General features: G+C 40.5%; 19 protein-coding genes. 13 read left to right on the top strand and 6 right to left on the bottom strand.

All coding sequences use genetic code 11. The features are described 5' to 3' along the window. The first annotated feature begins 9 nt into the window (after positions 1–9). Together CWC16_RS12820 and CWC16_RS12815 are read left to right on the top strand one after the other, a co-directional pair. Positions 10–834 carry a M90 family metallopeptidase gene (locus tag CWC16_RS12820; protein ID WP_138541803.1) on the top strand — a complete coding sequence of 275 codons (825 nt, stop codon included), beginning with the start codon at positions 10–12 and terminating at the stop codon, positions 832–834. 97 nt (positions 835–931) lie between these two features. Continuing rightward, positions 932–4108: an amidohydrolase family protein gene (locus CWC16_RS12815; protein ID WP_138541802.1), complete on the top strand. Its 3177-nt coding sequence runs from the start codon at positions 932–934 to the stop codon at positions 4106–4108. Between the two features lie 140 nt (positions 4109–4248). Here CWC16_RS12815 and CWC16_RS12810 read toward each other — a convergent pair whose 3' ends face one another. Further along, positions 4249–4617 (bottom strand): hypothetical protein, encoded by a 369-nt coding sequence (locus CWC16_RS12810; protein ID WP_138541801.1) that lies wholly within the window; start codon positions 4615–4617, stop codon positions 4249–4251. Between the two features lie 150 nt (positions 4618–4767). Here CWC16_RS12810 and CWC16_RS12805 point away from each other — a divergent pair, with 150 nt between their 5' ends. Next, positions 4768–5520, top strand: a complete 753-nt coding sequence (locus tag CWC16_RS12805) for a Nif3-like dinuclear metal center hexameric protein (protein WP_138541800.1) — start codon at positions 4768–4770, stop codon at positions 5518–5520. A gap of 11 nt (positions 5521–5531) precedes the next feature. Here the strand turns inward: CWC16_RS12805 and CWC16_RS12800 are convergent, their stop codons facing one another. The 3 genes from CWC16_RS12800 to CWC16_RS12790 form a co-directional block, all read right to left on the bottom strand. Further along, positions 5532–6296: a YdcF family protein gene (locus tag CWC16_RS12800; RefSeq protein ID WP_249929247.1), complete on the bottom strand. Its 765-nt coding sequence runs from the start codon at positions 6294–6296 to the stop codon at positions 5532–5534. A 51-nt stretch (positions 6297–6347) separates the two neighbouring features. Further along, the gene (locus tag CWC16_RS12795) at positions 6348–7235 is read right to left on the bottom strand and encodes a LysR substrate-binding domain-containing protein (protein ID WP_138541798.1); all 888 of its coding nucleotides are present in this window, start codon (positions 7233–7235) and stop codon (positions 6348–6350) included. 479 nt (positions 7236–7714) lie between these two features. Next, positions 7715–10084, bottom strand: coding sequence for an EAL domain-containing protein (locus CWC16_RS12790; RefSeq protein WP_138541797.1), 2370 nt, complete (start codon positions 10082–10084; stop codon positions 7715–7717). Between the two features lie 213 nt (positions 10085–10297). On the opposite strand from CWC16_RS12790, the gene pyrC reads away from it, so the two are divergent. The 9 genes from pyrC (at position 10298) to CWC16_RS12745 (ending at position 18928) form a co-directional block, all read left to right on the top strand. Then, positions 10298–11347, top strand: coding sequence for a dihydroorotase (pyrC, locus tag CWC16_RS12785; protein ID WP_055016586.1), 1050 nt, complete (start codon positions 10298–10300; stop codon positions 11345–11347). 463 nt (positions 11348–11810) lie between these two features. Further along, positions 11811–12014 (top strand): cold-shock protein, encoded by a 204-nt coding sequence (locus tag CWC16_RS12780; RefSeq protein WP_004588138.1) that lies wholly within the window; start codon positions 11811–11813, stop codon positions 12012–12014. Positions 12015–12850: 836 nt separating this feature from the next. Then, on the top strand, positions 12851–13621 hold the full coding sequence (locus CWC16_RS12775; RefSeq protein ID WP_004588137.1) for a DUF3450 domain-containing protein: 771 nt from the start codon (positions 12851–12853) through the stop codon (positions 13619–13621). 7 nt (positions 13622–13628) lie between these two features. Then, positions 13629–14993, top strand: a complete 1365-nt coding sequence (locus tag CWC16_RS12770) for a MotA/TolQ/ExbB proton channel family protein (RefSeq protein WP_004588136.1) — start codon at positions 13629–13631, stop codon at positions 14991–14993. Then, positions 14993–15517 carry a MotA/TolQ/ExbB proton channel family protein gene (locus tag CWC16_RS12765; protein WP_004588135.1) on the top strand — a complete coding sequence of 175 codons (525 nt, stop codon included), beginning with the start codon at positions 14993–14995 and terminating at the stop codon, positions 15515–15517. The genes CWC16_RS12770 and CWC16_RS12765 overlap by 1 nt, the downstream gene beginning before the upstream one ends. A gap of 14 nt (positions 15518–15531) precedes the next feature. After that, positions 15532–15936 carry an ExbD/TolR family protein gene (locus CWC16_RS12760; protein ID WP_004588134.1) on the top strand — a complete coding sequence of 135 codons (405 nt, stop codon included), beginning with the start codon at positions 15532–15534 and terminating at the stop codon, positions 15934–15936. After that, positions 15936–16550 carry an energy transducer TonB gene (locus tag CWC16_RS12755; RefSeq protein ID WP_004588133.1) on the top strand — a complete coding sequence of 205 codons (615 nt, stop codon included), beginning with the start codon at positions 15936–15938 and terminating at the stop codon, positions 16548–16550. Before CWC16_RS12760 ends, CWC16_RS12755 begins: the two co-directional genes overlap by 1 nt. Before the next feature lie 11 nt (positions 16551–16561). Continuing rightward, positions 16562–17821, top strand: coding sequence for a tetratricopeptide repeat protein (locus CWC16_RS12750; RefSeq protein ID WP_055016587.1), 1260 nt, complete (start codon positions 16562–16564; stop codon positions 17819–17821). A 63-nt stretch (positions 17822–17884) separates the two neighbouring features. Continuing rightward, positions 17885–18928: a hypothetical protein gene (locus CWC16_RS12745; protein ID WP_138541796.1), complete on the top strand. Its 1044-nt coding sequence runs from the start codon at positions 17885–17887 to the stop codon at positions 18926–18928. 4 nt (positions 18929–18932) lie between these two features. Here the strand turns inward: CWC16_RS12745 and CWC16_RS12740 are convergent, their stop codons facing one another. Then, complete coding sequence (locus tag CWC16_RS12740) at positions 18933–19265, bottom strand: TraR/DksA C4-type zinc finger protein (RefSeq protein WP_138541795.1); 333 nt, start codon at positions 19263–19265, stop codon at positions 18933–18935. Between the two features lie 57 nt (positions 19266–19322). Beyond that, the gene (locus tag CWC16_RS12735; RefSeq protein WP_138541794.1) at positions 19323–20303 is read right to left on the bottom strand and encodes a tRNA-dihydrouridine synthase; all 981 of its coding nucleotides are present in this window, start codon (positions 20301–20303) and stop codon (positions 19323–19325) included. Positions 20304–20530: 227 nt separating this feature from the next. On the opposite strand from CWC16_RS12735, the gene CWC16_RS12730 reads away from it, so the two are divergent. Beyond that, positions 20531–20749, top strand: a 219-nt coding sequence (locus CWC16_RS12730) for an HvfA family oxazolone/thioamide-modified RiPP metallophore (protein WP_502705075.1), incomplete at its 3' end; no start/stop codon positions are given.

Genomic DNA, 20749 nt, shown 5'->3' with positions numbered 1-20749 from the left:
GATGTCCCCATGATAAACGGGCTACTCATTTTTGCTTTGGCTATTTTTGTTGTAATTTATTGGCGCTGGCAGACACTACAAAACTGGCTTTGGAATAAAAAATATAAAAACGCGGTTTTAAACTCTCAACAAAAAGAAATACTCCTTCGTTGCATGCCTATCTATAAAAAGATGACGGACAACGACAGAGCAAAGCTTGAGCGCCACATAATATGGTTTTTAAGCGAAAAGCGCTTTTTAGGCCGAGACGGACTAAAGCTAACCCCCGCCATGAAGCTGATAGTTGCTGCCGATGCCTGTGTGTTAGTGCTTAATAAACCTTGGCCACTTTATAAAAACGTAAAAGAAATTTTACTCTACCCTAGTGCGTATTACGCGCCGCAATCTACACGAGATAGTGCTGGGCTGGTTAGTTACCACAACGCTGTGCGCTTAGGTGAGTCGTGGCCTGGTGGCACATTAGTGCTGAGTTGGCACGATGTACTAGAAGGCAACCGTTTACCAAGCGATGGCCATAATTTAGTGTTTCATGAATTTGCCCACCAGTTAGATCAAGAAACCGGAAAAACCACTGGCACTCCATTACTAAAAACCCCCAATGCTTACAAAGAGTGGGCCCGTGTTTTTAGCCGTGCTTTTGCACAGTTAAAAAGTCATGTTGCTTATAACATGCCCCATGTTATTCATAGCTATGGGGCAACCAACGAGGCTGAGTTTTTTGCTGTACTCACAGAGACCTTTTTAGAAAAGCCAGCGCAGCTTAGACAACACGACCCTGAAATTTATAGAATGCTGGTGGATTACTACCAATTTGACCCCATAGTTTGGCATTAATTTTTGGTGCTTGGTCTGATATCGCTGGCAAGTTAGCGCTGTTTTTGTTGCAATCGTGTTAGAGAGTTTAACTGCAATAATAACAAGCGAGAAATGCATGAAAAAAATGCTTCACACTGCACTGGCTTTATCAGTCGCCCTAGCAATAGGTCAGCCTTACGCAAACGAAGATCAAGAAAAGTGGCTGGTAGACTCACCAAAAGGTGAGTTTTTAGATGCAACCATTAGTACCGAGCAAGGCACATGGATGAACATTGATGTTAGTCCTGATGGCAACACGCTAGTGTTTGACTTACTTGGCGACATTTACACTATGCCTATAAGCGGAGGTGAAGCAACTAAACTCACCTCAGATATTGCTTGGCAAATGCAACCTCGCTTTAGCCCAGATGGTAAACACATTGCGTTTACCTCAGATCAAGGCGGTGGTGATAATATTTGGGTTATGGATGTTGATGGTAGCAATCAACACGCTGTGACTGACGAAACCTTTAGACTTTTAAACAGCCCCGCATGGAGTCCTGATGGCGATTACCTTGTCGCACGTAAACACTTTACCGCTAGTCGCTCACTAGGGGCTGGAGAAGTGTGGCTTTATCACAAAGCCGGTGGTAAAGGTGTTCAGCTTACTAAACGCGAGAACGACCAAAAAGACTTAGGTGAGCCAATGTTCTCGCCAGATGGGCGCTATGTTTACTTTTCTCATGATGCAACGCCTGGTAAAACCTTTCACTACTCTAAAGATTCTGTTGCCGGTATTTATAAAATTAAGCGCTTTGACCGACAAACCGGCGAAATTGAAACAATTATTGAAGGAATGGGGGGTGCAATAAGACCGACTCCTTCACCTGATGGCAAAAAGCTTGCCTATATAAGACGTGATGATTTTCAAACCAGCTTGTACTTATACGACCTAACCAGTGGCGAGCACACTAAGCTTTACGACAAGCTTGAACGCGATATGCAAGAAACCTGGGCTATTCATGGTGTTTACCCGACAATTGCTTGGACTCCAGATAACGAAGAGCTTGTGTTTTGGGCTGGCGGTACAATTCATAAATTAGCCGTTGATGATAAAACAGTCGCCCCAATTGACTTTAAAGTACAAACCACTAAAAAGCTTCAAAAGGCAGTACGCTTTACACAAGATTTAGATACTGATGAGTTTGACGTAAAAATGCTGCGTAACGTGCAGGTTAGCCCAGATGGCGAAACCGCTATTTTTGAAGCATTAGGGTATATTTATAAACGCGATTTAGACTCAGGTAAAATTAAGCGCTTAACTAAACAAACCGATCATTATGAGCTGTTCCCGCAGTACTCCCGCGATGGCAAAAAGATTGTTTACACCACGTGGAATGACAGTAAGCAAGGCACTGTGCGTGTGGTCTCTGCGCGCAGTGGTCGTGGTGATACTATTACAACGCAACCGGGTAAATATGTAGAGCCAACGTTTAGCCCCGACGGCAAAACGGTCGTTTATCGTAAAGCCACCGGCGGAAGTATTTTAAATCCTAAGTGGTCGCTTAACCCGGGCGTTTATAAAGTAAGTGCAAAAGGGGGAGAGAGCGAGCTTATTTCTAAAAGTGGTTATCAACCTCAGTTTGGTAGTACCAATGACCGTGTATTTATCATGAGCCCGTGGCCTAAGCCTACCTTAAGTGTTGTGGAGCTTGAGAGTAAAAAGATACGTAAGCTTTATGAGTCGGAGCATGCCACTGAATTTCGAGTTTCACCAGATGGTAAATACTTAGCGTTTGCAGAGCGTTTTAAAGTATTTGTTACCCCGCTGGTGCAAAGCGGTTCACCTATCACAATAAGCCCTAAAGATAACAAGTTTCCTATTGAGCAGCTGTCTGTACGTGCGGGTGAAAACATAAGTTGGAGTGCTAATAGTAATAAGCTGTACTGGAGCTTAGGCCCCGAGCTATACCATGCAAGCCTTGATGGCATGTTTGCTATAAACAATGCAGACGAGGCCGACTTTAAAGTTAAAAGTGGCGAAAACATTAGCTTTAGTAAAAAAATGGCCGCGCCAAAAGGTATGATTGCTTTAAAAGGGGCAAACATTATTACCATGAATGGCGAACAGGTCATTGAAAACGGCGTTATAATTACCGATGGTAAACACATTAAATCGATTGGCAAAGTGGGTGAGGTTACTATTCCTAAAGATGCCGATGTTATTGATGTTACAGGTAAAACAATTATGCCTGGGATTGTTGATGCGCACGCACATGGCTCTCAGGCAAGTGATGAAATAATCCCACAGCAAAACTGGAAAAACTTCGCAGGTTTAGCGCTCGGTGTTACCACAATTCATGACCCATCAAACGATACATCAGAGATTTTTACTGCCAGTGAATTGCAAAAGGCCGGCATGATTGTTGGGCCACGAATTTTCTCTACCGGCACTATTTTATATGGAGCAAATATGCCTGGTTACACCTCGCATATTGACTCTTTAGACGATGCTAAATTTCATTTAGAGCGCCTTAAAAAGGTTGGGGCGTTTAGTGTTAAATCGTATAACCAGCCGCGCCGCGAGCAACGCCAGCAAGTTATTGAAGCAGGGCGAGAGCTGGAAATGATGATAGTGCCAGAGGGCGGCTCACTGTTACAACATAATTTAAGCATGGTTGTTGATGGCCATACGGGCATTGAGCACTCAATTCCGGTTGAGAATATTTACGATGATATAAAACAATTATGGTCGCAAAGTGATGTAGGTTACACACCAACACTTGTTGTCGCCTATGGCGGAATTTGGGGGGAAAACTACTGGTATGACAAAACCGACGTGTGGAATCATCCGCGTTTAAGTAAATTTGTGCCTAAAAATCAATTATTACCGCGCTCAATGCGCCGAGTAAAAGCGCCCGATCATCACTATAACCACTTTAATAACGCCCGTGTTGCTAAAGAGCTGCAAGATTTAGGTGTACTGATAAATTTAGGAGCGCATGGGCAACGTGAGGGCTTAGGTGCCCACTGGGAAATGTGGATGTTTGCTCAAGGCGGTATGAGTTCACTTGAAGCAATTAGAGCCTCTACGCTTGACCCTGCTAAATACTTAGGGCTTGATAAAAATATAGGCTCGTTAGAAGTCGGTAAGCTTGCCGATTTAATAGTTATTGATGGCGATCCACTGAAAAATATTCGCGATTCAGATAAAGTCGATTATACCATGATCAATGGGCGCTTATTTGATGCAAGCACAATGAACGAAGTGGGTAAAAAGCCGCGAAAGCCACTTTATTTTGAAAAGCTATAATTGTAATACACATTTTAAAAGCGGCTATTAGCCGCTTTTTTTAGCTCAAAATAAATTATTTAATAAAGCGAATTGATAGAAGGTGATAAATAGGCATAAAAAAACCGCTTAACGCGGCTTTTTTATCAATCACATGGTGTTTAAACAACACCGCGCGGTAAGCGACAGTCGTGATCTTTACTTGCAAGCTCAACGATCCAAAGCTCTTCAGCTGTGTAGCCGTCTTCGCTTTGTGTTACAACAGTAAACGGTGCCGTTTTTTGTGCTTTAACAGGCGCAGCCGCTTTAGTTTTAGTTTTATTCGCAGGCGCTTTTTGCTCAGCTTGTGCAGGCGATGTGCCAGCGCTTAGTTCTTTCGTTAGCTCTGCTACATCAGCTAGGCGTAAGTTTTTGCCACCATCGATGCTGTACCAGCCTGGTTTTGTAGTAATTTCAGGTTTTTTACCATTGGCAGCTTCATATGCAGCTTCAAAGGCAGATAAAACTTCTGTTTTGTCTAGTTTGCTCATCAGAGACCCTATACGTTGTGAACACAGATAAAGAAGCCGTATTTATACCTATTTTCCAACTGTTTTTCAATTTTTTGCGATTTTCCTTCCATTTTAGCCCCATAAACGCCAAAATTTGCACAAAATTCAGTGCTGAGTAAGGTAATAAGTATGCAACGTAGAGAATTTAACCAACTATTAAACGACATTTTAAAACCTCAGACAATTAAAGATTTTTGCCCGAATGGGCTGCAAGTCGAAGGTAAAAACGAAATCAGAACGATTGTTACGGGGGTAACTGCAAGCCAAGCACTCATCGATGCAGCAATAGAAAAAAAAGCCGATGCGATTTTAGTTCACCATGGTTATTTTTGGAAAGGTGAATCGCAGCCTATTACCGGCATGAAAAAACGCCGTATAGGGGCCTTATTAGCGCACGATATTAATTTATTTGCTTATCACTTACCGCTTGATATTCACCCTGTTATAGGTAACAACTCCCAGCTGGCTAATTTGCTCGATATCGAAATAGAGACAGGGCTTGAACCCGTAACTAATAGCGTTGCTATGAAAGGACGGTTAAAAACTCCACTTACAGGTAGCGAGTTTGCAAATAAAATAGCTAAAGTTTTAAACCGTGAACCATTAAGTAGTGTTGTACGCGATGAAAAAATTAACACCATTGCGCTGTGTACAGGAGGCGGGCAAGGTTATATCGATTTAGCAGCAGAGCAGGGAGTTGATGCATACCTAACGGGTGAAGCATCAGAACAAACGATTCATAGCTCGCGAGAGCAAAATATAGACTTTTTTGCAGCAGGGCATCATGCAACCGAACGGTACGGAATTAAAGCGCTTGGTGAGCTACTTGCTAAAGAGCATGGTTTTGATGTGAGTTTTATAGATATAGATAACCCAGTATAAATGTATATACTCTACAGCGCCTCTGGGTTTATCCAGCGGCGCACACTTATCCAAGCATTCCCAATCACTTCATGGGCATATTGCGTTACTACACGTAATGCCTCAGCATTTGGTATAAATTGTTTATACAAAGATAAAGCCGCAAAATTGTGATAATCCGTAGCGGCAGGAATTACCTTAACACCTTGGGCATTAAACAAGTTTTTTGCGCGCGGCATGTGTAGCACAGACGTAACTAGTGCAACTTTAAAATCAACGAGTTTAGGGGCGAGTAGCTTGGCTTCGGCAGCGGTATCCATTGCTTGCGGGTTTTGTTTTATGCGGCTTTTGCTTACTCCTAAATCTGTTGCTACTTGGCTCATTAACGCGCTATTTGTTACTTTATTGTAGCCACCGCCAGACACGATAAGCGTTGCATTAGGGTATTTTTTTGCAAGCTTGACGCCTTCTACCAAGCGAGTAAGCGCACAATTTCCTAACTGATTATTAGCGCTTAAAGCAGGGTTTGGGTTTATATCGCACCCCAGCACAACAATCTTATCAAGGCTAGGGTGTTTTAGTGCATTAAATGCCAGTGATACGGGCTCATTGTGTTTAATCAGTTGATGCGCAGCAAACGGTGTACTTAACACTATAAGCGTTAATATACTCAAACTTGCGAGCACTAAAGCAGGCTTACGTCCACGAAACGCTAAAACTAGCATTACAAACGTAAGTAAGCCAAATAGCGGGAGCGGCATAATTAAGCCACCTAATAACTTTTTTAATTCAAACATAACAAGCAACATAAAACCCAATAGGCCTTATGTTACTTATTCGTTTGTGATTTATCGACCGTTATTTTGCTTACAGGTATTTAAAAAATGCCGATAAACGGGGTTGTCTTTCATGTCTCTTTTCATTGCTAGGTACATAGGGCGGGTTAGGCCTAGTGCTCCAAGCGGAATTGATTTAATTAAACCTTGGCTTTCGTAAGGTGTTACCAACCAATCAGGCAGCGCTGCTACACCCATTCCTGCACTCACAAGCTGAAAAATTAATAAGCCTTGGTCTACATTTTTTAAGGTACCGTCAAAGCGGGCATTTTGAATAAAGTGTTTAAATATATCTTGTCGCTCGCGGGGAATAGGATACGAAATAATGGTTTCGTTTTTTAAATCAAGCGCCGTTACATATGCTTTTTTAGCTAGGTCGTGATCAGGGGCGACGATAAGCTTTAATTTAAAATCAAATAAGTGAGCGTATTCAAGCTTATCAGGTTCACGTATATCTGAGGTCAATACTAAATCGAGCTCATCATTGAGTAAATCAGGTATAGCGTCGTAGCTAAAGCCGCGTTCGTAGTCAATTTTAATGTCTGGCCAAAAATTATTAAATTCTTTAATAGTAGGCAGCAGCCAATGAAAACATGCATGGCATTCAACACTTAAGCGCAGTTGGGAAATAGGTTGATTAAGGCTTTCTTTTAAACGGCACTTCGTGGCTTCTACTTTAGGCAAAACGTCGTTAGCAAGTTCAAGTAAAAGCATTCCTTGAGGCGTAAAGCGCACAGGCTGCGTTTTTCTTTCGAATAATTGGCAGTCTAATTTGTTTTCTAAGTCTTTAATTTGATGAGATAAAGCTGATTGCGTTAAAAATAATTCGCGGGCTGTATTAACTAACGATCCGGTGTCTTTTAATGTCGCAATAGTTTTAAGGTGTTTTATATCAATCATCTTTAATAATTCTCAAGGTAAAAGTGAGTTTGGCTCAGATTGATTACATACTACGCCTTTACAAAAAACGTTTCAACGTCTAGACGGCTAAAATAATCCATTAATTACTAATATGCCCCCTTAAAGTTAAATTAACTAATGTGGGTGCTTTACTTATTACTGGTTTGATGAGTTTGCCATGAGTTTAGCTCAAGTTGTTTTATGGGTTATGTAGCTGCGGTGTAAAGCAGCGTTATGGACAGGGGCACTTAATAAATGGCACAGGTTTTTAAGCGGGATAAGTAATTATAAAAACTAAGTAGGATAAGTAATTATAAAAACGCGCAAAACAAGTATGTGTTTAATGGGCTAAAGCTTAAACAGTAATAATATGTTTTTATTGCTTTAAAACTGGGCGCTTAAATAAACGAATGGGTATTACGGGGCTTACTTTTTACACCTTTTTGGTTGTGAAAAAGTAAGCCTTTGGATAACAGCTACTACAGGGGTTTATTGATAAGTTGAATAGCGCGTTGTGCTGTAACCGGTTTTGACTTTAAAAAGCCTTGACCGTAATTACATTGAGTGCCTTGTAAAATAGTGAGTTGCTCTTGGGTTTCGATTCCCTCGGCCACTACTTCAAAATTTAATGATTGCGCTAGTGAGAGAATGGCCTCGACTAACGGGTTATTGGTTTTATTGAGGTGATCGATAAAGCTTTTATCTATTTTTAAAATATGGATAGGTAATTGGTGTAAGTAACCAAGCGCTGAGTAACCGGTGCCAAAATCATCCAAGCATAACTTCACTTTAAGTGGGGCAAGCCCTTCTATTATTTGCGTTGCTAAATCAAGGTTAGCAATAAGCCCTGATTCAGTGATTTCTAAACACAACGATCCTAAAGGCAGTTGGTATTTATTATACAATGCGTGAACTTGGGCAACAAAGTCGAGGCTAGCAAAGTGGCGCGATGACACATTGACCGTTACTTTTAAAAAGCGATGGCCTAATGTGTGCCAGTGCGCAATATGTTGTGCAGCGAGGTCAAGCAAGTGCAAATCGAGGTTAATAATTTGCCCGGTGGTTTCGGCAATCGGAATAAACTCATTGGGTGGCACAAACCCTTTTTTAGGATGGTGCCATCTCACTAATGCCTCAAAGCCGACAACTTCGCTTGTCGCTATAGTAAAAATAGGTTGAAAATAAAGCTCAAATTCGTTGTGTTCAATGCCGTGTTGTAAGTCGTTTTCTATATCGGCATGTGTTTTGAGCTTTTTACGCATGGTGTTATTAAAAAACTTAACCTGGCCACGCCCGCTTGATTTAGCTTCGTACATAGCGGCATCGGCCTGCTGTAATAGCAAATAGGCTTTATTGTCGCTGCTTTCACTAAAGGCTATGCCAATGCTTGTTGATGCTTGTAATAAGTGACTATCAACATTTAGTGGCTTAGCAAGCGCTGTATTTATGCGTTTTAGTGCTTCGCTAACCTGGTTTCGGTGGGTGATATTTTCCATAAAAATGGCAAATTCGTCGCCACCGAGTCGTGCAAATGTATCGGTGTTTCTGACGGTGCCTTTTATGAGCTCACAAATTTTAATTAAAAAATGATCGCCAACCTCATGACCAAGCGAATCATTTATACTTTTAAATCGATCAAAATCTAAATAAAGCAAGGCATGGCTCGTGCCTTTTTTAACACGTGATAAACGCAAAATAGCATGTTTAATACGCTCAATAAGTAACGAGCGATTAGCAAGCCCTGTTAACTCATCGTGCAATGCTTTGTGTTCAAGCTCTTGCCTTGCAAGCTGCCTATCTATGGCCATACTAATTTGCCTACTTACGTAGGTTAAAAGCGCACTGTCGTGCTCGCTATAGTGCAGTTTTTTATCGTAACTTTGCACAACGATTACACCGCTTATCCTATCATTCGCTTTAAAAGGTACACCTAGCCAAGATTCCGAAAGACGACCTACAAGTTTAAAGTCGCCATTGTCTATATGTTGCTGATAATCATTTTGGTTTAATAGCAGTACACGGTCTGATTTTAATAAATAATACGAAGCTGTATCTTTTAATTGTTCTTTTGATATTTTTTTATGTGCATGTGTTTGTATGCCTTCTTCAACAATGTAAACCAAATCGAGTATGTCTATTTGCTTATCGTAAAGAGCAATAAAAAAGTTATCGGCTGGCAGTAAGCTATTTATTATGTTGTGCAGTGATTCAAAAAAGGTATCTAGGTTACTGGCTTTATACGTTAAATTAGCTATTTGCAGTAAGCTGTTTTCAAGCTTTTGGGCGTCGTTTAACTGATTTACTGTGTGCTTTAAGCTATTAACTGTGTTTACTTGGTTGAGCTTAGCACTTAATAAATGCGCAACCGTGGTTAAAATTTCCAAGTGGGCGTTCGTGAAATAGTTTTTTATTGGGTGTTCACAATCAATCACCCCTAAAACCTGATCTTTGTATATAAGTGGCACGCACAGCTCTGACTGGGCAGGGCGCTCATCAGCAATGTAGCGGGGGTCTTGCGTTACGTCACCAATAATAATAGCGGTGCCCGTACGGGCTACATAACCGGTTATACCTTCGTTAAAGCCAATTATTTTGCGCTCCGCTTGGTACTTGTCTCGCGAATGAGTTATCCCCATCGAGGCAACTTGATTGAGCAGCAGGCGCGTTTCATCAGCCAGGTAAATCACGCAATCAACAAACCCGAGGCGGTTAACTACTTGAGTGGTTACATACTCAAATAATTCTTCTAAGGTATCGAGCTGTAACAAGCTAGAAGAGAACTGATTGATTATGCTTAGCTGCTCGGTTTTAATTTCGAGCGCTTTATAAGTATCGAGGTGATTCGACATAAGGTATTTTTATTCTTTTTATTTGTATTAGCAGTGATAAGTTAACCCAAATTTAAGGCAGGTTCAAAATAAAACGCTTAAATGGCGGTATTCGTCGTTAAACTTAAACCCAATCGTATTTTGCAGCCTCAAAGAAGGGAATAAATTAGATAACACTTTACTAGATCTTCCCATATGCCTATGATCGGATAAATTCAGCCGTGGAAAAAAGTAATGAGCATTAATAGTAATTTAAAAAACACATTAACCATAACTCGTCCTGATGATTGGCATGTCCATTTACGCGATGGTGAGCAACTTAAAGATACAGTACGCGATATTAGCCGCTACATGGGCCGCGCCATCATAATGCCAAACCTAGTACCGCCAGCAACCAGCACAGATTTAGCGCTAGCATATCGAGAGCGAATTATGGCAGCGGGGCCGCAAGGCAACTTTGAACCGCTAATGGTGCTTTATCTAACTGATAAAACCACACCTGAAGAAATCAAAAAAGCCAAAGCAACTGGTAAAATTGTTGCTGCAAAGCTTTACCCTGCTGGGGCAACCACTAACTCAGACTCAGGGGTTACCTCAGTAAAGAATATTTATCCTGTACTAGAAGCGATGCAAGAAGTGGGCATGCTATTATTAGTGCATGGCGAGGTGACTGATTCATCAATAGATATTTTTGACCGTGAAAAAGTATTTTTAGAGACAATTTTAGGCGATGTTGTAGCAGACTTTCCAAATCTAAAAATAGTGCTAGAACACATTACAACAAAAGATGCTGTTGATTTTGTAACAGCCGCTCCACAAAATGTAGCCGCAACGATTACCGCGCATCACTTATTGTATAACCGTAACCATATGTTAGCAGGTGGCATACGCCCACATTATTACTGTTTGCCTATCCTAAAACGTAATATTCATCAACAAGCTTTAATGGCTGCTGCGGTAAGTGGTAATAAAAAGTTCTTCTTAGGCACTGACTCAGCACCGCATTATAAAGATAAAAAAGAAGCTGCTTGTGGTTGTGCTGGCGCCTATACAGCCCATGCTGCTATTGAACTTTACGCAGAGGCTTTTGAAGAAGCAGGGGCGCTGGATAAACTGGAAGGATTTGCAAGTCATTTTGGCCCTGACTTTTACGGCCTTGCTCGTAACACCGATACTATTACCTTAGAGAAAAGCCCTTGGCAAGTACCTGCTAGCTATACTCTTGGTGACTCGAAAGTTGTGCCTATTAAGGCAGAAGCTACGATTGACTGGCAGGTTAAATAAAGTACATTAAATGTATATTATAATAAGGCCGTATAGCTTGCTGTACGGCCTTTTTTTGCTTGTAATTTAGCCTTTGCACTCTTCTTAACGCTACTTGCAACTCTCTTTATTTGCAAAGCTGACTACCCAAACACGATTTGTTACAATTACAAGTTAAAAATTTACTGTTTATTAAGCAATTTAAGCTTTAAAAATAACCACTTATGTTTATCTCTTTAATTATCTTTGTTCTTAGCAAATAAATCTCAATTAATAGAGCCAAAAAAATATTAATGTGTTAACCTTAACTTGCTTTGAGTTTTTGCGTATTGAATTTACGGATATTGTGCTGCGTTTAAGGTTACCGGTTAGGTTAAAACTTGTTCCTGTACTATACCTCCAGAATTTTGGGCACTGACTCAGGGAGGATATAGCCATAATAATATGGCTGAATTTTAATTATTGACTTACAGGAAAATTTAGTATGTCGGTTACTGGTAAAGTAAAATTTTTCAACGAAGCTAAAGGCTTTGGTTTCATTGAACAAGAAAATGGTCCTGACGTGTTTGTACATTTCAGCGCAATCACTGGTTCTGGTTTTCGCACTCTTAGCGAAGGTCAAGCAGTGACTTTCAGCATCAAACAAGGTCAAAAAGGCCCTGAAGCTGAGAACGTAGAAGTAGCATAATTTAATTATGTGAACCTTAGTTCATCTTGGTGAAGCAGTTTTCTGTTTCACCATAATTCTTAAAAATTCCCCTTCTTAGTTTTCACTCTCGCTCTACAGTAAAGCATTCAGTTTTGCAGTTTACCTCTCTTAATAGTTTCTACATTAAACACGCTTAGTTTTTCCTAATTAATAGCTAACTCTTCTTTGAACAACGGCGCTGTTTAATACATTAGCGAGTTGCAGCCAACGCACTCTCATCAAAATTAAACAATACACACTATGTCTCAACAAACTGTAAAATAACGGCCGTTGTAGGGGCTTTAATAGCGTTTTACTTTGGATAAGAATAATTAAAGCTTATTAACTTATTTGCAGTAATATTTATACATCCGCCACAAGCGCTTTTAAATAGCCTTATTTTTATACGATAAAGCGTAGGATTTATAAGATAAGCTGTATTTTTAGCCTAATTTAATTAAATTTAGTTCATTAATTTGTCACATATTTATTATTTTTGTTTTTTTTTAAGGTGTAATTCAGTTTTGTTAAGATGTTGCATTTTTGTTTCGCGTAAGTGTCTAATTTTTAACTAGTGTTTAATTTTAAAGGGGCTATATAATACTAAGGCGGCTTGGTGGTGGTTACATTTATGTTAACGGTATTTTTTATGGTACTTTAGTTTTAGCTTTTTTACGGTATTTATTTACTTAGAATAGCTAACATCAAGTTGACAGGGCGTATTGCATTTAGCATTATTGGAGGGTTGATATCTATTAAAAGATATCAGGGTTGTCATCCTTAATAAGGTTGATAATTAAATTATAAAAGTAACATTACTTAATTGGTTGGGAACTATGTCTGTTAAAATCAGAAAGAGTCTTGTAGCATCTGCGTTGGTTGGCGCTTTTGCATTTGCAAGCAGCAATGTGATTGCAGATCCTTTGAATGACGTGCAAAAAGCAGGTCAGCAAATTCAAAAGGCTGCTGTTAAGTCTCAAACTAAAATTGACAACGTATACGGTCAAACTCAAGAGCTAATCGCTGAGTACCGTAGTATTGTTGATGAGACTGAACTTATGAAAGTGTACAACGATCACGTAGCACGTTTGGTCGCTGACCAAAATGCATCAATCGAATCGTTTGACCGTCAAATCGCTACTATCGATAACACTAAACAAAACGTTGTGCCTTTGATGTATCGCATGATCGATACGCTTGAGCAATTCATCAAAGCGGACGTTCCGTTCAATCTTGATTCTCGTCTTGCTCGTGTAGAAAGACTTCGTGAAATCATGGCTTCTGCGTCTGTAACGACGTCTGAGAAATTCCGCCAAGTTCTTGAAGCATACACAGTTGAAACTGCTTATAGCTCAGCTGTAACTGCTTCTCAAGGTACTTTAGAAGTTGATGGTAAAAACATTAACGTTGATATCGGTCGTTTAGGTCGTATCACTTACGTAGCACAATCTTTTGACTTAAAACACGCTTGGGTGTGGGACAACAACACTAAAGAGTGGAAAGAATTAGGTGAAGAATACCTAAAACCAGTTAAAGAAGTGATTCGTATGGCGCGTAAGCAAGCGACACTAGAACTTGTTAAACTACCAATCTTTGGCGCGGAGTAATCGAATAATGAAGAAACTATTTAAAGGTTTTGCTGTTGCAGCAGTACTATCTGTTTCTGCAGGTACCGCGCTTAATGCACATGCAAATACTGATGCTTTAGATAAAATTCTTGAGCAAGTAAAGCAAGAACGTATCTCTGAAGGTAAAATCAATAAGCAACGTGAGCAAGAGTTCTTATCAGAACGTGCTGACAAGCAAGCATTACTTAACAAAGCGAAAAGCCAATTAGCGTCTGAAAAAGCACGCGGTGACAGCTTAGCTAAGCAATATGCACAAAACGAAAATACATTAGCTGAAAAAGAGCAAGCGCTTCAAAACGCGCAAGGTACTCTTGGTGAAATGTTTGGTGTTGTACGTCGTGCAGCGCAAGACGCTATCGGTTCTATCGAAGCTTCATTAGTAAGTGCTGAAAAGCCAGGCCGTGCAGAAGTACTTCGTTCATTAGCAGCTGCTAAAGAACTTCCAACAGTTCGTGAACTTGAAGAACTTTGGATTGCACTTCAAACAGAAATGACTGAGTCAGCAAAAGTTTCTACTTTTGAAACTGAAGTGTCAGGTCTTGACGGTAACTCTACAGTTAAGCAAGTAACACGTATTGGTAACTTTAACTTAGTTACTGACGAAGGTTACTTAATCTACTCGCCAGAGACAAAATCTATTCAGCCTTTAGGTAAACAACCTGATAGCTACATTTTAGATGGTATCTCTGCTCTTGAAGGTACTTCTTCTGATAATTACGCTGGCGTATACATTGACCCGACTCGTGGTGCAATCTTACGTATCAACACGCAGAAGAAAACGCTTATGGAATACTACGAGCAAGGTGCTGAAGTTGGTTACATCATCACAGTTTTATTAGCTGTTGGTCTACTAATCTTCTTAGTACGTTTCGTTGACTTAGCGCTTACTACTTCTAAGATCAAGTCTCAGCTTAAAAACTTGTCTACACCGAATACAAACAACCCACTGGGTCGTATTCTTAAAGTGTACCATGACAACAAGAGCCAAGACGTTGAAAACCTTGAGCTTAAACTTGATGAAGCTATCTTACGTGAAACGCCACGTGTTGAAGCTGGTATCAACATCATCAAGATTCTTGCTGCAATCGCACCGTTACTTGGTCTACTAGGTACAGTAATCGGTATGATCTTAACGTTCCAAACAATCACATTGTTCGGTACGGGCGATCCGAAGATCATGGCTGGTAACATCTCTCTAGCTCTTGTAACTACAGCGCTAGGTCTAATTGCTGCACTACCACTTATCCTACTTCATTCAATTGTTGCAGGTCGTAGTAAGTCAGTATTACATATCCTTGATGAGCAAAGCGCGGGTATCGTTGCTACTCACGCGGAGAAGGAGAAAGCCTAATGCTAGTCCTGATGGAGATATGGGAATCTATCAGGGATTTTGTTGGCACAGGCGGCCAGGTATTATACGTGGTCGCGATAGCACTCTTTCTTATGTGGGTTTTAATGATTGAGCGCTATTGGTTCCTACTTGCTGAATTTCCTCGTTTAACGAAGGATATTGTAGCAAAGTGGGATGCCCGCCAAGACACTACGTCTTGGTACGCACACAGAATCCGTGAAGCATGGATTTCTGAAGCGTCTGAAAAATTAGATCAGCGTATGTTGTTGATTAAAACATTAGTAGCTGTTTGTCCTTTAATAGGCTTACTTGGAACTGTAACGGGTATGATCGCGGTTTTTGAAACCATGGCAACCCAAGGTACTGGTAATGCACGTTTAATGGCATCAGGTATTTCAATGGCAACAATCCCAACAATGGCTGGAATGGTTGCGGCACTATCTGGAGTTTTCTTTAGCTCACGCCTTGAGGCAAGAGCGAGAATGGTGAAAGCCAAACTTGTAGATAGCATGCCTCATCACTAGAGAGAGAATTAAATATGGCACGTAAACAACGTTTTCGTGAAGAAGAAGAAGCAGCGGTAGATATGACGCCAATGCTTGACATCGTATTTATCATGCTTATTTTCTTTATCGTAACTACATCGTTCGTTAAAGAGGCTGGTATCGAGGTCAATAAACCTAAAGCGGCCCAAGCTACGAAGCAAAAAAATGCTAACATTTTTGTTGCTATTCGCAGTGATGGTGCTATCTGGATTGATAAACAGCAAGTTGATGTTGAACGTGTTTCAGCAAAAATCGAAAGTTTATTAGCAGAACAACCTACTGATGTTGTGATTTTGCAAGCTGATAAAGAAGCAAAACACGGCGTAGTGGTTAAAGTTATGGACCAGATCAAAGCGACAGGTGATAACCTGAGAATTTCAATAGCTGGAGATCAGTAATGATTCGTTTTCTGTTTTCACTGATTGCAGGTGGGGCAGTTACTTTCGGCTTGTTCTACTTCATGGCTTACCTCATCTCTGGTGGGGCTGACCGTAATACTGAACAAAAAGAGCAGATCATAGTCGAAATAATGACGAATCCGCCTGAATCTAAGGTGCAGGAGAGGAAGCGTGTTCCGCCTCCGCCTCCGCCACCGCCAAAGCAGCCGCCTAAACCGCAGCCGCCACAGCCGGAGAATAACAATCCTAACCCTGGTGCTATGTCATTTAACATGGGTAGCATTGATGTAGGAAGTTCGGCTGGTGGACTAAGTGGTCCAGGTGCATTTGGACGAGATGGTGATGCGACACCTATCGTTCGTATTGAACCAAAATATCCAACGCAAGCAGCGCGTGATGGTAAAGAAGGTTGGGTACAACTTTCGTTCACAATTGATGAGTTAGGTGGCGTAACTGACGTTCAAGTTATTGACGCAGAACCGAAACGTATCTTTGACCGTGAAGCTAAACGTGCACTGCGCAAGTGGAAATACCGTCCTAAAATTATTGACGGTAAACCACAGAAACAAGTTGGTTTACAAGTTCAACTAGACTTTAAACTTAACCAAGGCTAAGGAGGCGAGTAATGAGAAATTTATCTAAAGTAACTGCTCTTGCAATTCTTATGTCTGTGTCAGGTGCAGCTATTACTGCACCTGTATTAGCAGCGCCGGATTACGCTAAAATTGAAGAGCGTAAAAAAGCCAAGACTAAAATCATGGGCGAGCGTACTGGTAAAAAGGTAATTAAAGCGTTTGACTTGTACAATGAAGACAAAATTGATGAAGCAATTGCCTTGTTAAAAGAGATTGATGCATCTAACGACTTTGATAAAGCGACTGTAAATCGTTACCTAGGTAGCATGTACGCGCAAAAAGAGAAGTACGATGAAGCGATTAAATACTCTAGACAAGCGGTTGCCCCTGATATTTTAAACTTCGCAGATCACGAGCAAACATTAAAGCTATTAGGTGATTTATACGCAGGTACTGAAAAGTTTCAAGAAGCCAAAAAAGCTTATACTGCTTGGATGGACTTCACCGGCGAAGAAGACCCTAAAGTGTACACTCGTATTGCGCAAGCTAACTATCAGTTAGGTCAGTTTCGTGATGTTTTTGAACCTGCCGACAAGGCAATCTCATTACAAAAGGAGCCTAACAAGGCGCCTTACCAATTAAAATTAGGTTCTTACTTTGAACTTAAAGATTACGCCAACATGGTGAAAATTGGTGAAGAGATTGTACGAGTTTGGCCAGATGACAAAAAAGCCTGGGTTAGTTTAGGTAAATATTACCTACAAACCGAAGACTACGCCAAAGGTCTAGCGACCATGGAAGTAGCATTCAAAAATGGCTATTTTGAAGCGGAAGTAGATTACAAAGTACTTTCTAACTTTTACTCTTTAAACGAAATTCCATTTAAAGCGGCTAAAACCCTTGAAAATGCGATTAAAGAAGACAAAGTTAAGCGTACTAAGCAAAATGTTAACGCAATTGCTAGTAACTACCACCGTTCTAAAGACATCGAAAAAGCTGCAAAGTACTACGAAGAAGCTGCTAAATTTGACGACGATGCAGAGCTTTACCGCAAAGCAGGTTCGTTACTTTTACAATCTGAAAACTTTAGTGCTGCTGTTGTTCGTTTGAACAAAGCGTTAGAGCTAGGCTCTGACAAAAAAGGCACCATTTATTCAGATTTAGCTGAAGCGTATTACTACCAAGCTAAATACAAGCAAGCTTATGCTGCTATTACTAAAGCAATGGATGACCCACGCACACGTAAGTTTGCTAAAGGTTGGTCTACATTTATTAAAGATAAAGCCGCTCGCAACGGTGTTAAAATTTAACTTTAATTTGTTTTAGCAATTATATAAAAAGCCCCTATGGGGCTTTTTTTATTGGAATTTATAATGAATAAAACGCATCTTTTGTCTGTCCTATTAAGTCTGTTTTTGGTTGCTTGTTCAAAACAACCACTGCCTTTTGAATCTTATGATGCTGCGCAGCAAAGTATCAAAAGTTTAAATACGGCGCTTAAGCCTGTCGGCGCTGCAGGGGTATCCACTGAACAAGTATTGCCTTTTTCCTCAGCGTATTTATCGCTTCGTCATCAGATGTATCAGCGCCTACAAACAATGACTCTTTCAAACGCGCAAACGCAGCAGCTAAATTACTTAATTATTGCCGAGCGTTTTCCTGAGCGCTTTTTCAGCTGGCCAGCACATGTTAATGTGTTGGACAATCTATTATCAGCGAAAATGCAAAGTACTAATTCTAAACAGGTAATTGAGTGGCTTAAGTTCACTCAAGATCAATTAGACAGTGCGCTGCAAAGCAATTTGAGATTAAACAAGATTGAATTAAGCCTCCTGCAGGGTTACTTACAAACGGCATTATTAAAACACGCTAACGCAAACGGTTTAAAAGCTCAGATTGTCGAGTTTCATGATTACTTGGCCCAGTACAAGCCAAGGGGAAGCATTGGCTTACGTGGACTTGCTAATGGCAGTGAATGGTATCAAAGTAAACTAAATTACTTCAGTGGGGCAGTTAAGTCGCCTTTGCAATGGGTTGATACTATCAATCAGCATCTTCAAATGAACTCGCACACTGCACCTAATTTGAGCTATAACGGGCATCATCGTACTTCGTTTATAAGCCAATATTTAAGCAAGGCGCCAAAAGTAAAAGGGATTGATTGGCAAACTGATTTCATGCTATTGCCCGCTATGGCTAAAAATAGCCAGCTAAGTCCCGAAGATAAGAGGCTAATGCTTGCGCTAATGGAAACCGATGTCGGTATACACTACCATGCATGGACTTTATCTCAGGCAAAAGTGAACTTAGTAAAACGGTTAGCTATTTCAGAGCGCAACGCGCAGTATTTAGTTGAAGATAGTGTACTTTATCCTGGCCACGCTTTTAGTTTTGCTGGGCAATTATTAACGCTTTAAGTGCTTACGTGCGCTTAGCGCACATTTCACAGCGCTGTGTTGCAGGGTCTTGTTTAAGCAAGTGCTCTGCAATTGCTTCTTCGCAGTCGCAGCAATAACCGTATTGACCAATATCAATCTGGCTTATTGCTGCTTCCAATTTTGCCAATCTATTCACTAAGGTTTGATACTCAGGGCCTAAGTTATAAGTGGCAGTATCAAGCCATTCATTGTACTGGCTTGTCAGTATAACGTTACGTAGCTTAAGATGAGCAGGGTGGGAAGACTGATTCAGCATTGCTAATATGGCTGATTTAACGTGAGCTATTTCACTGTGCAGTTGTTGCTGATAAAGCATATTGGTATAACCTTCATTTAGCGTTTCGTTATACCGGTATTATCTGAGCTGTGCTGATTATACGTTATGATTTGAATCAAGTTGCGGAGACTTAGCGTATTTTTTTAAAACCTGCGCGACCTCTCCTTTTACTTTTAGACGTCTTATTTCATCAAAGAGTGAAATGGCTTGAGGGTATTGACGTTTAAGGTAACCTAGCCATTGCTTAGTACGAGAGGCAAAGTATTTTTCATCTTGTGCAGGATCCTGATGAACAGCTGAATGAATCAAATGATAAATTATATGTTCCCACTCTAGGCCGTTATATTGTTCATTATTAACGTGTGCTTTAATTTTTTTCGCTAAATCAGGGTGAGAAAGTGCACCGCGTCCTAGCATTAAATCGCTACACTGACTTCGGGTTTGGCAAAGTAGAGCATCTTCCACTTGCCAAATTTCACCGTTGGCAACCACTGCGATGTTTTTTCCTTTTATCAGCGGGGGGATTTTTTCCCAATAAGCAGGTGGGTTATAACCATCGCGCTTGGTACGTGCATGTATAGCAATACTATCTGCTCCGGCACTTACAACGGCATCTACAATTTCCTGGCTATTGCTATCATCGTCAAAGCCTAATCGTATCTTTGCACTTACTTGGTGTTTACTATCTACCGCATCCCTTACCGCTTTGATTATATCATACATATGATCAGGGTCTTTAAGCAGTACAGCTCCCCCGCGGCTTTTATTAACCGTTTTTGCAGGGCAGCCAAAATTAAGATCTATACCGTGGGAGCCTAAATCAATCGCTCTGACGGCATTTTCAGCTAAAACGTCTGCCACTTGTCCTAATAGCTGTACGCGCACAGGAGTACCTGCTTTGGTTAAACCGTTATTATTGAGTTCAGGGCAATAGCGATAAAACACTTTTGCAGGTAAACGCCTATCAATCACTCTAACAAATTCTGTTACGCATAAGTCAAAGCCACCAATATCGGTAAGAAGTTGGCGCATTTTAAAATCAACAACACCTTCCATAGGCGCTAAAACAAGTTTCATAGAGTATTTTGACTAAAAAAACGGATGCGTAGTGTACCCGCAAAATGTGGTTTGATAAAACTTAAATTACTGTCCATATTTGTTTGTATATATTTAAAAGTAAAAAAAATGAAAATAAATGAAAGTTTTTATCTGTTAGAGGGTCTATTTAATTATACAAGCAACGCATAATTGACAATAATTAGTTTGCGTTATCTTAATACACACTTATATAAGAGAGTTATGCAATGAATACAGTAAAGAAAAACTCAATCGCGTTAACCTTAGGTGCAGTAGTTGTTGGCTCTGCAAGTTTTGCCTCTGCAGATGCACAAGCAAACCCATTTGAATTTCAACAGCTAGTGACCGGATACCAGCTTGATGCGGCAGAAGGTAAGTGCGGTGAAGGCAAGTGTGGCGGCGACGCAAAAGGTAAAAAAGAAGGCAAGTGCGGCGAAGGCAAATGT

Source organism: Pseudoalteromonas sp. S3776, from assembly GCF_005886915.1.
Classification (GTDB): domain Bacteria; phylum Pseudomonadota; class Gammaproteobacteria; order Enterobacterales; family Alteromonadaceae; genus Pseudoalteromonas.
Note: the sequence above shows the minus strand (reverse complement) of the source record. Positions and strands in the feature narration are given on the sequence as shown.

Coding starts and splice junctions, on each gene's coding strand:
- CWC16_RS12820 (WP_138541803.1), top strand. CDS start 10: ATGATAAACGGGCTACTCATTTTTGCTTTGGCTATTTTTGTTGTAATT.
- CWC16_RS12815 (WP_138541802.1), top strand. CDS start 932: ATGAAAAAAATGCTTCACACTGCACTGGCTTTATCAGTCGCCCTAGCA.
- CWC16_RS12810 (WP_138541801.1), bottom strand. CDS start 4,617: ATGAGCAAACTAGACAAAACAGAAGTTTTATCTGCCTTTGAAGCTGCA.
- CWC16_RS12805 (WP_138541800.1), top strand. CDS start 4,768: ATGCAACGTAGAGAATTTAACCAACTATTAAACGACATTTTAAAACCT.
- CWC16_RS12800 (WP_249929247.1), bottom strand. CDS start 6,296: ATGTTTGAATTAAAAAAGTTATTAGGTGGCTTAATTATGCCGCTCCCG.
- CWC16_RS12795 (WP_138541798.1), bottom strand. CDS start 7,235: ATGATTGATATAAAACACCTTAAAACTATTGCGACATTAAAAGACACC.
- CWC16_RS12790 (WP_138541797.1), bottom strand. CDS start 10,084: ATGTCGAATCACCTCGATACTTATAAAGCGCTCGAAATTAAAACCGAG.
- pyrC (WP_055016586.1), top strand. CDS start 10,298: ATGAGCATTAATAGTAATTTAAAAAACACATTAACCATAACTCGTCCT.
- CWC16_RS12780 (WP_004588138.1), top strand. CDS start 11,811: ATGTCGGTTACTGGTAAAGTAAAATTTTTCAACGAAGCTAAAGGCTTT.
- CWC16_RS12775 (WP_004588137.1), top strand. CDS start 12,851: ATGTCTGTTAAAATCAGAAAGAGTCTTGTAGCATCTGCGTTGGTTGGC.
- CWC16_RS12770 (WP_004588136.1), top strand. CDS start 13,629: ATGAAGAAACTATTTAAAGGTTTTGCTGTTGCAGCAGTACTATCTGTT.
- CWC16_RS12765 (WP_004588135.1), top strand. CDS start 14,993: ATGCTAGTCCTGATGGAGATATGGGAATCTATCAGGGATTTTGTTGGC.
- CWC16_RS12760 (WP_004588134.1), top strand. CDS start 15,532: ATGGCACGTAAACAACGTTTTCGTGAAGAAGAAGAAGCAGCGGTAGAT.
- CWC16_RS12755 (WP_004588133.1), top strand. CDS start 15,936: ATGATTCGTTTTCTGTTTTCACTGATTGCAGGTGGGGCAGTTACTTTC.
- CWC16_RS12750 (WP_055016587.1), top strand. CDS start 16,562: ATGAGAAATTTATCTAAAGTAACTGCTCTTGCAATTCTTATGTCTGTG.
- CWC16_RS12745 (WP_138541796.1), top strand. CDS start 17,885: ATGAATAAAACGCATCTTTTGTCTGTCCTATTAAGTCTGTTTTTGGTT.
- CWC16_RS12740 (WP_138541795.1), bottom strand. CDS start 19,265: ATGCTTTATCAGCAACAACTGCACAGTGAAATAGCTCACGTTAAATCA.
- CWC16_RS12735 (WP_138541794.1), bottom strand. CDS start 20,303: ATGAAACTTGTTTTAGCGCCTATGGAAGGTGTTGTTGATTTTAAAATG.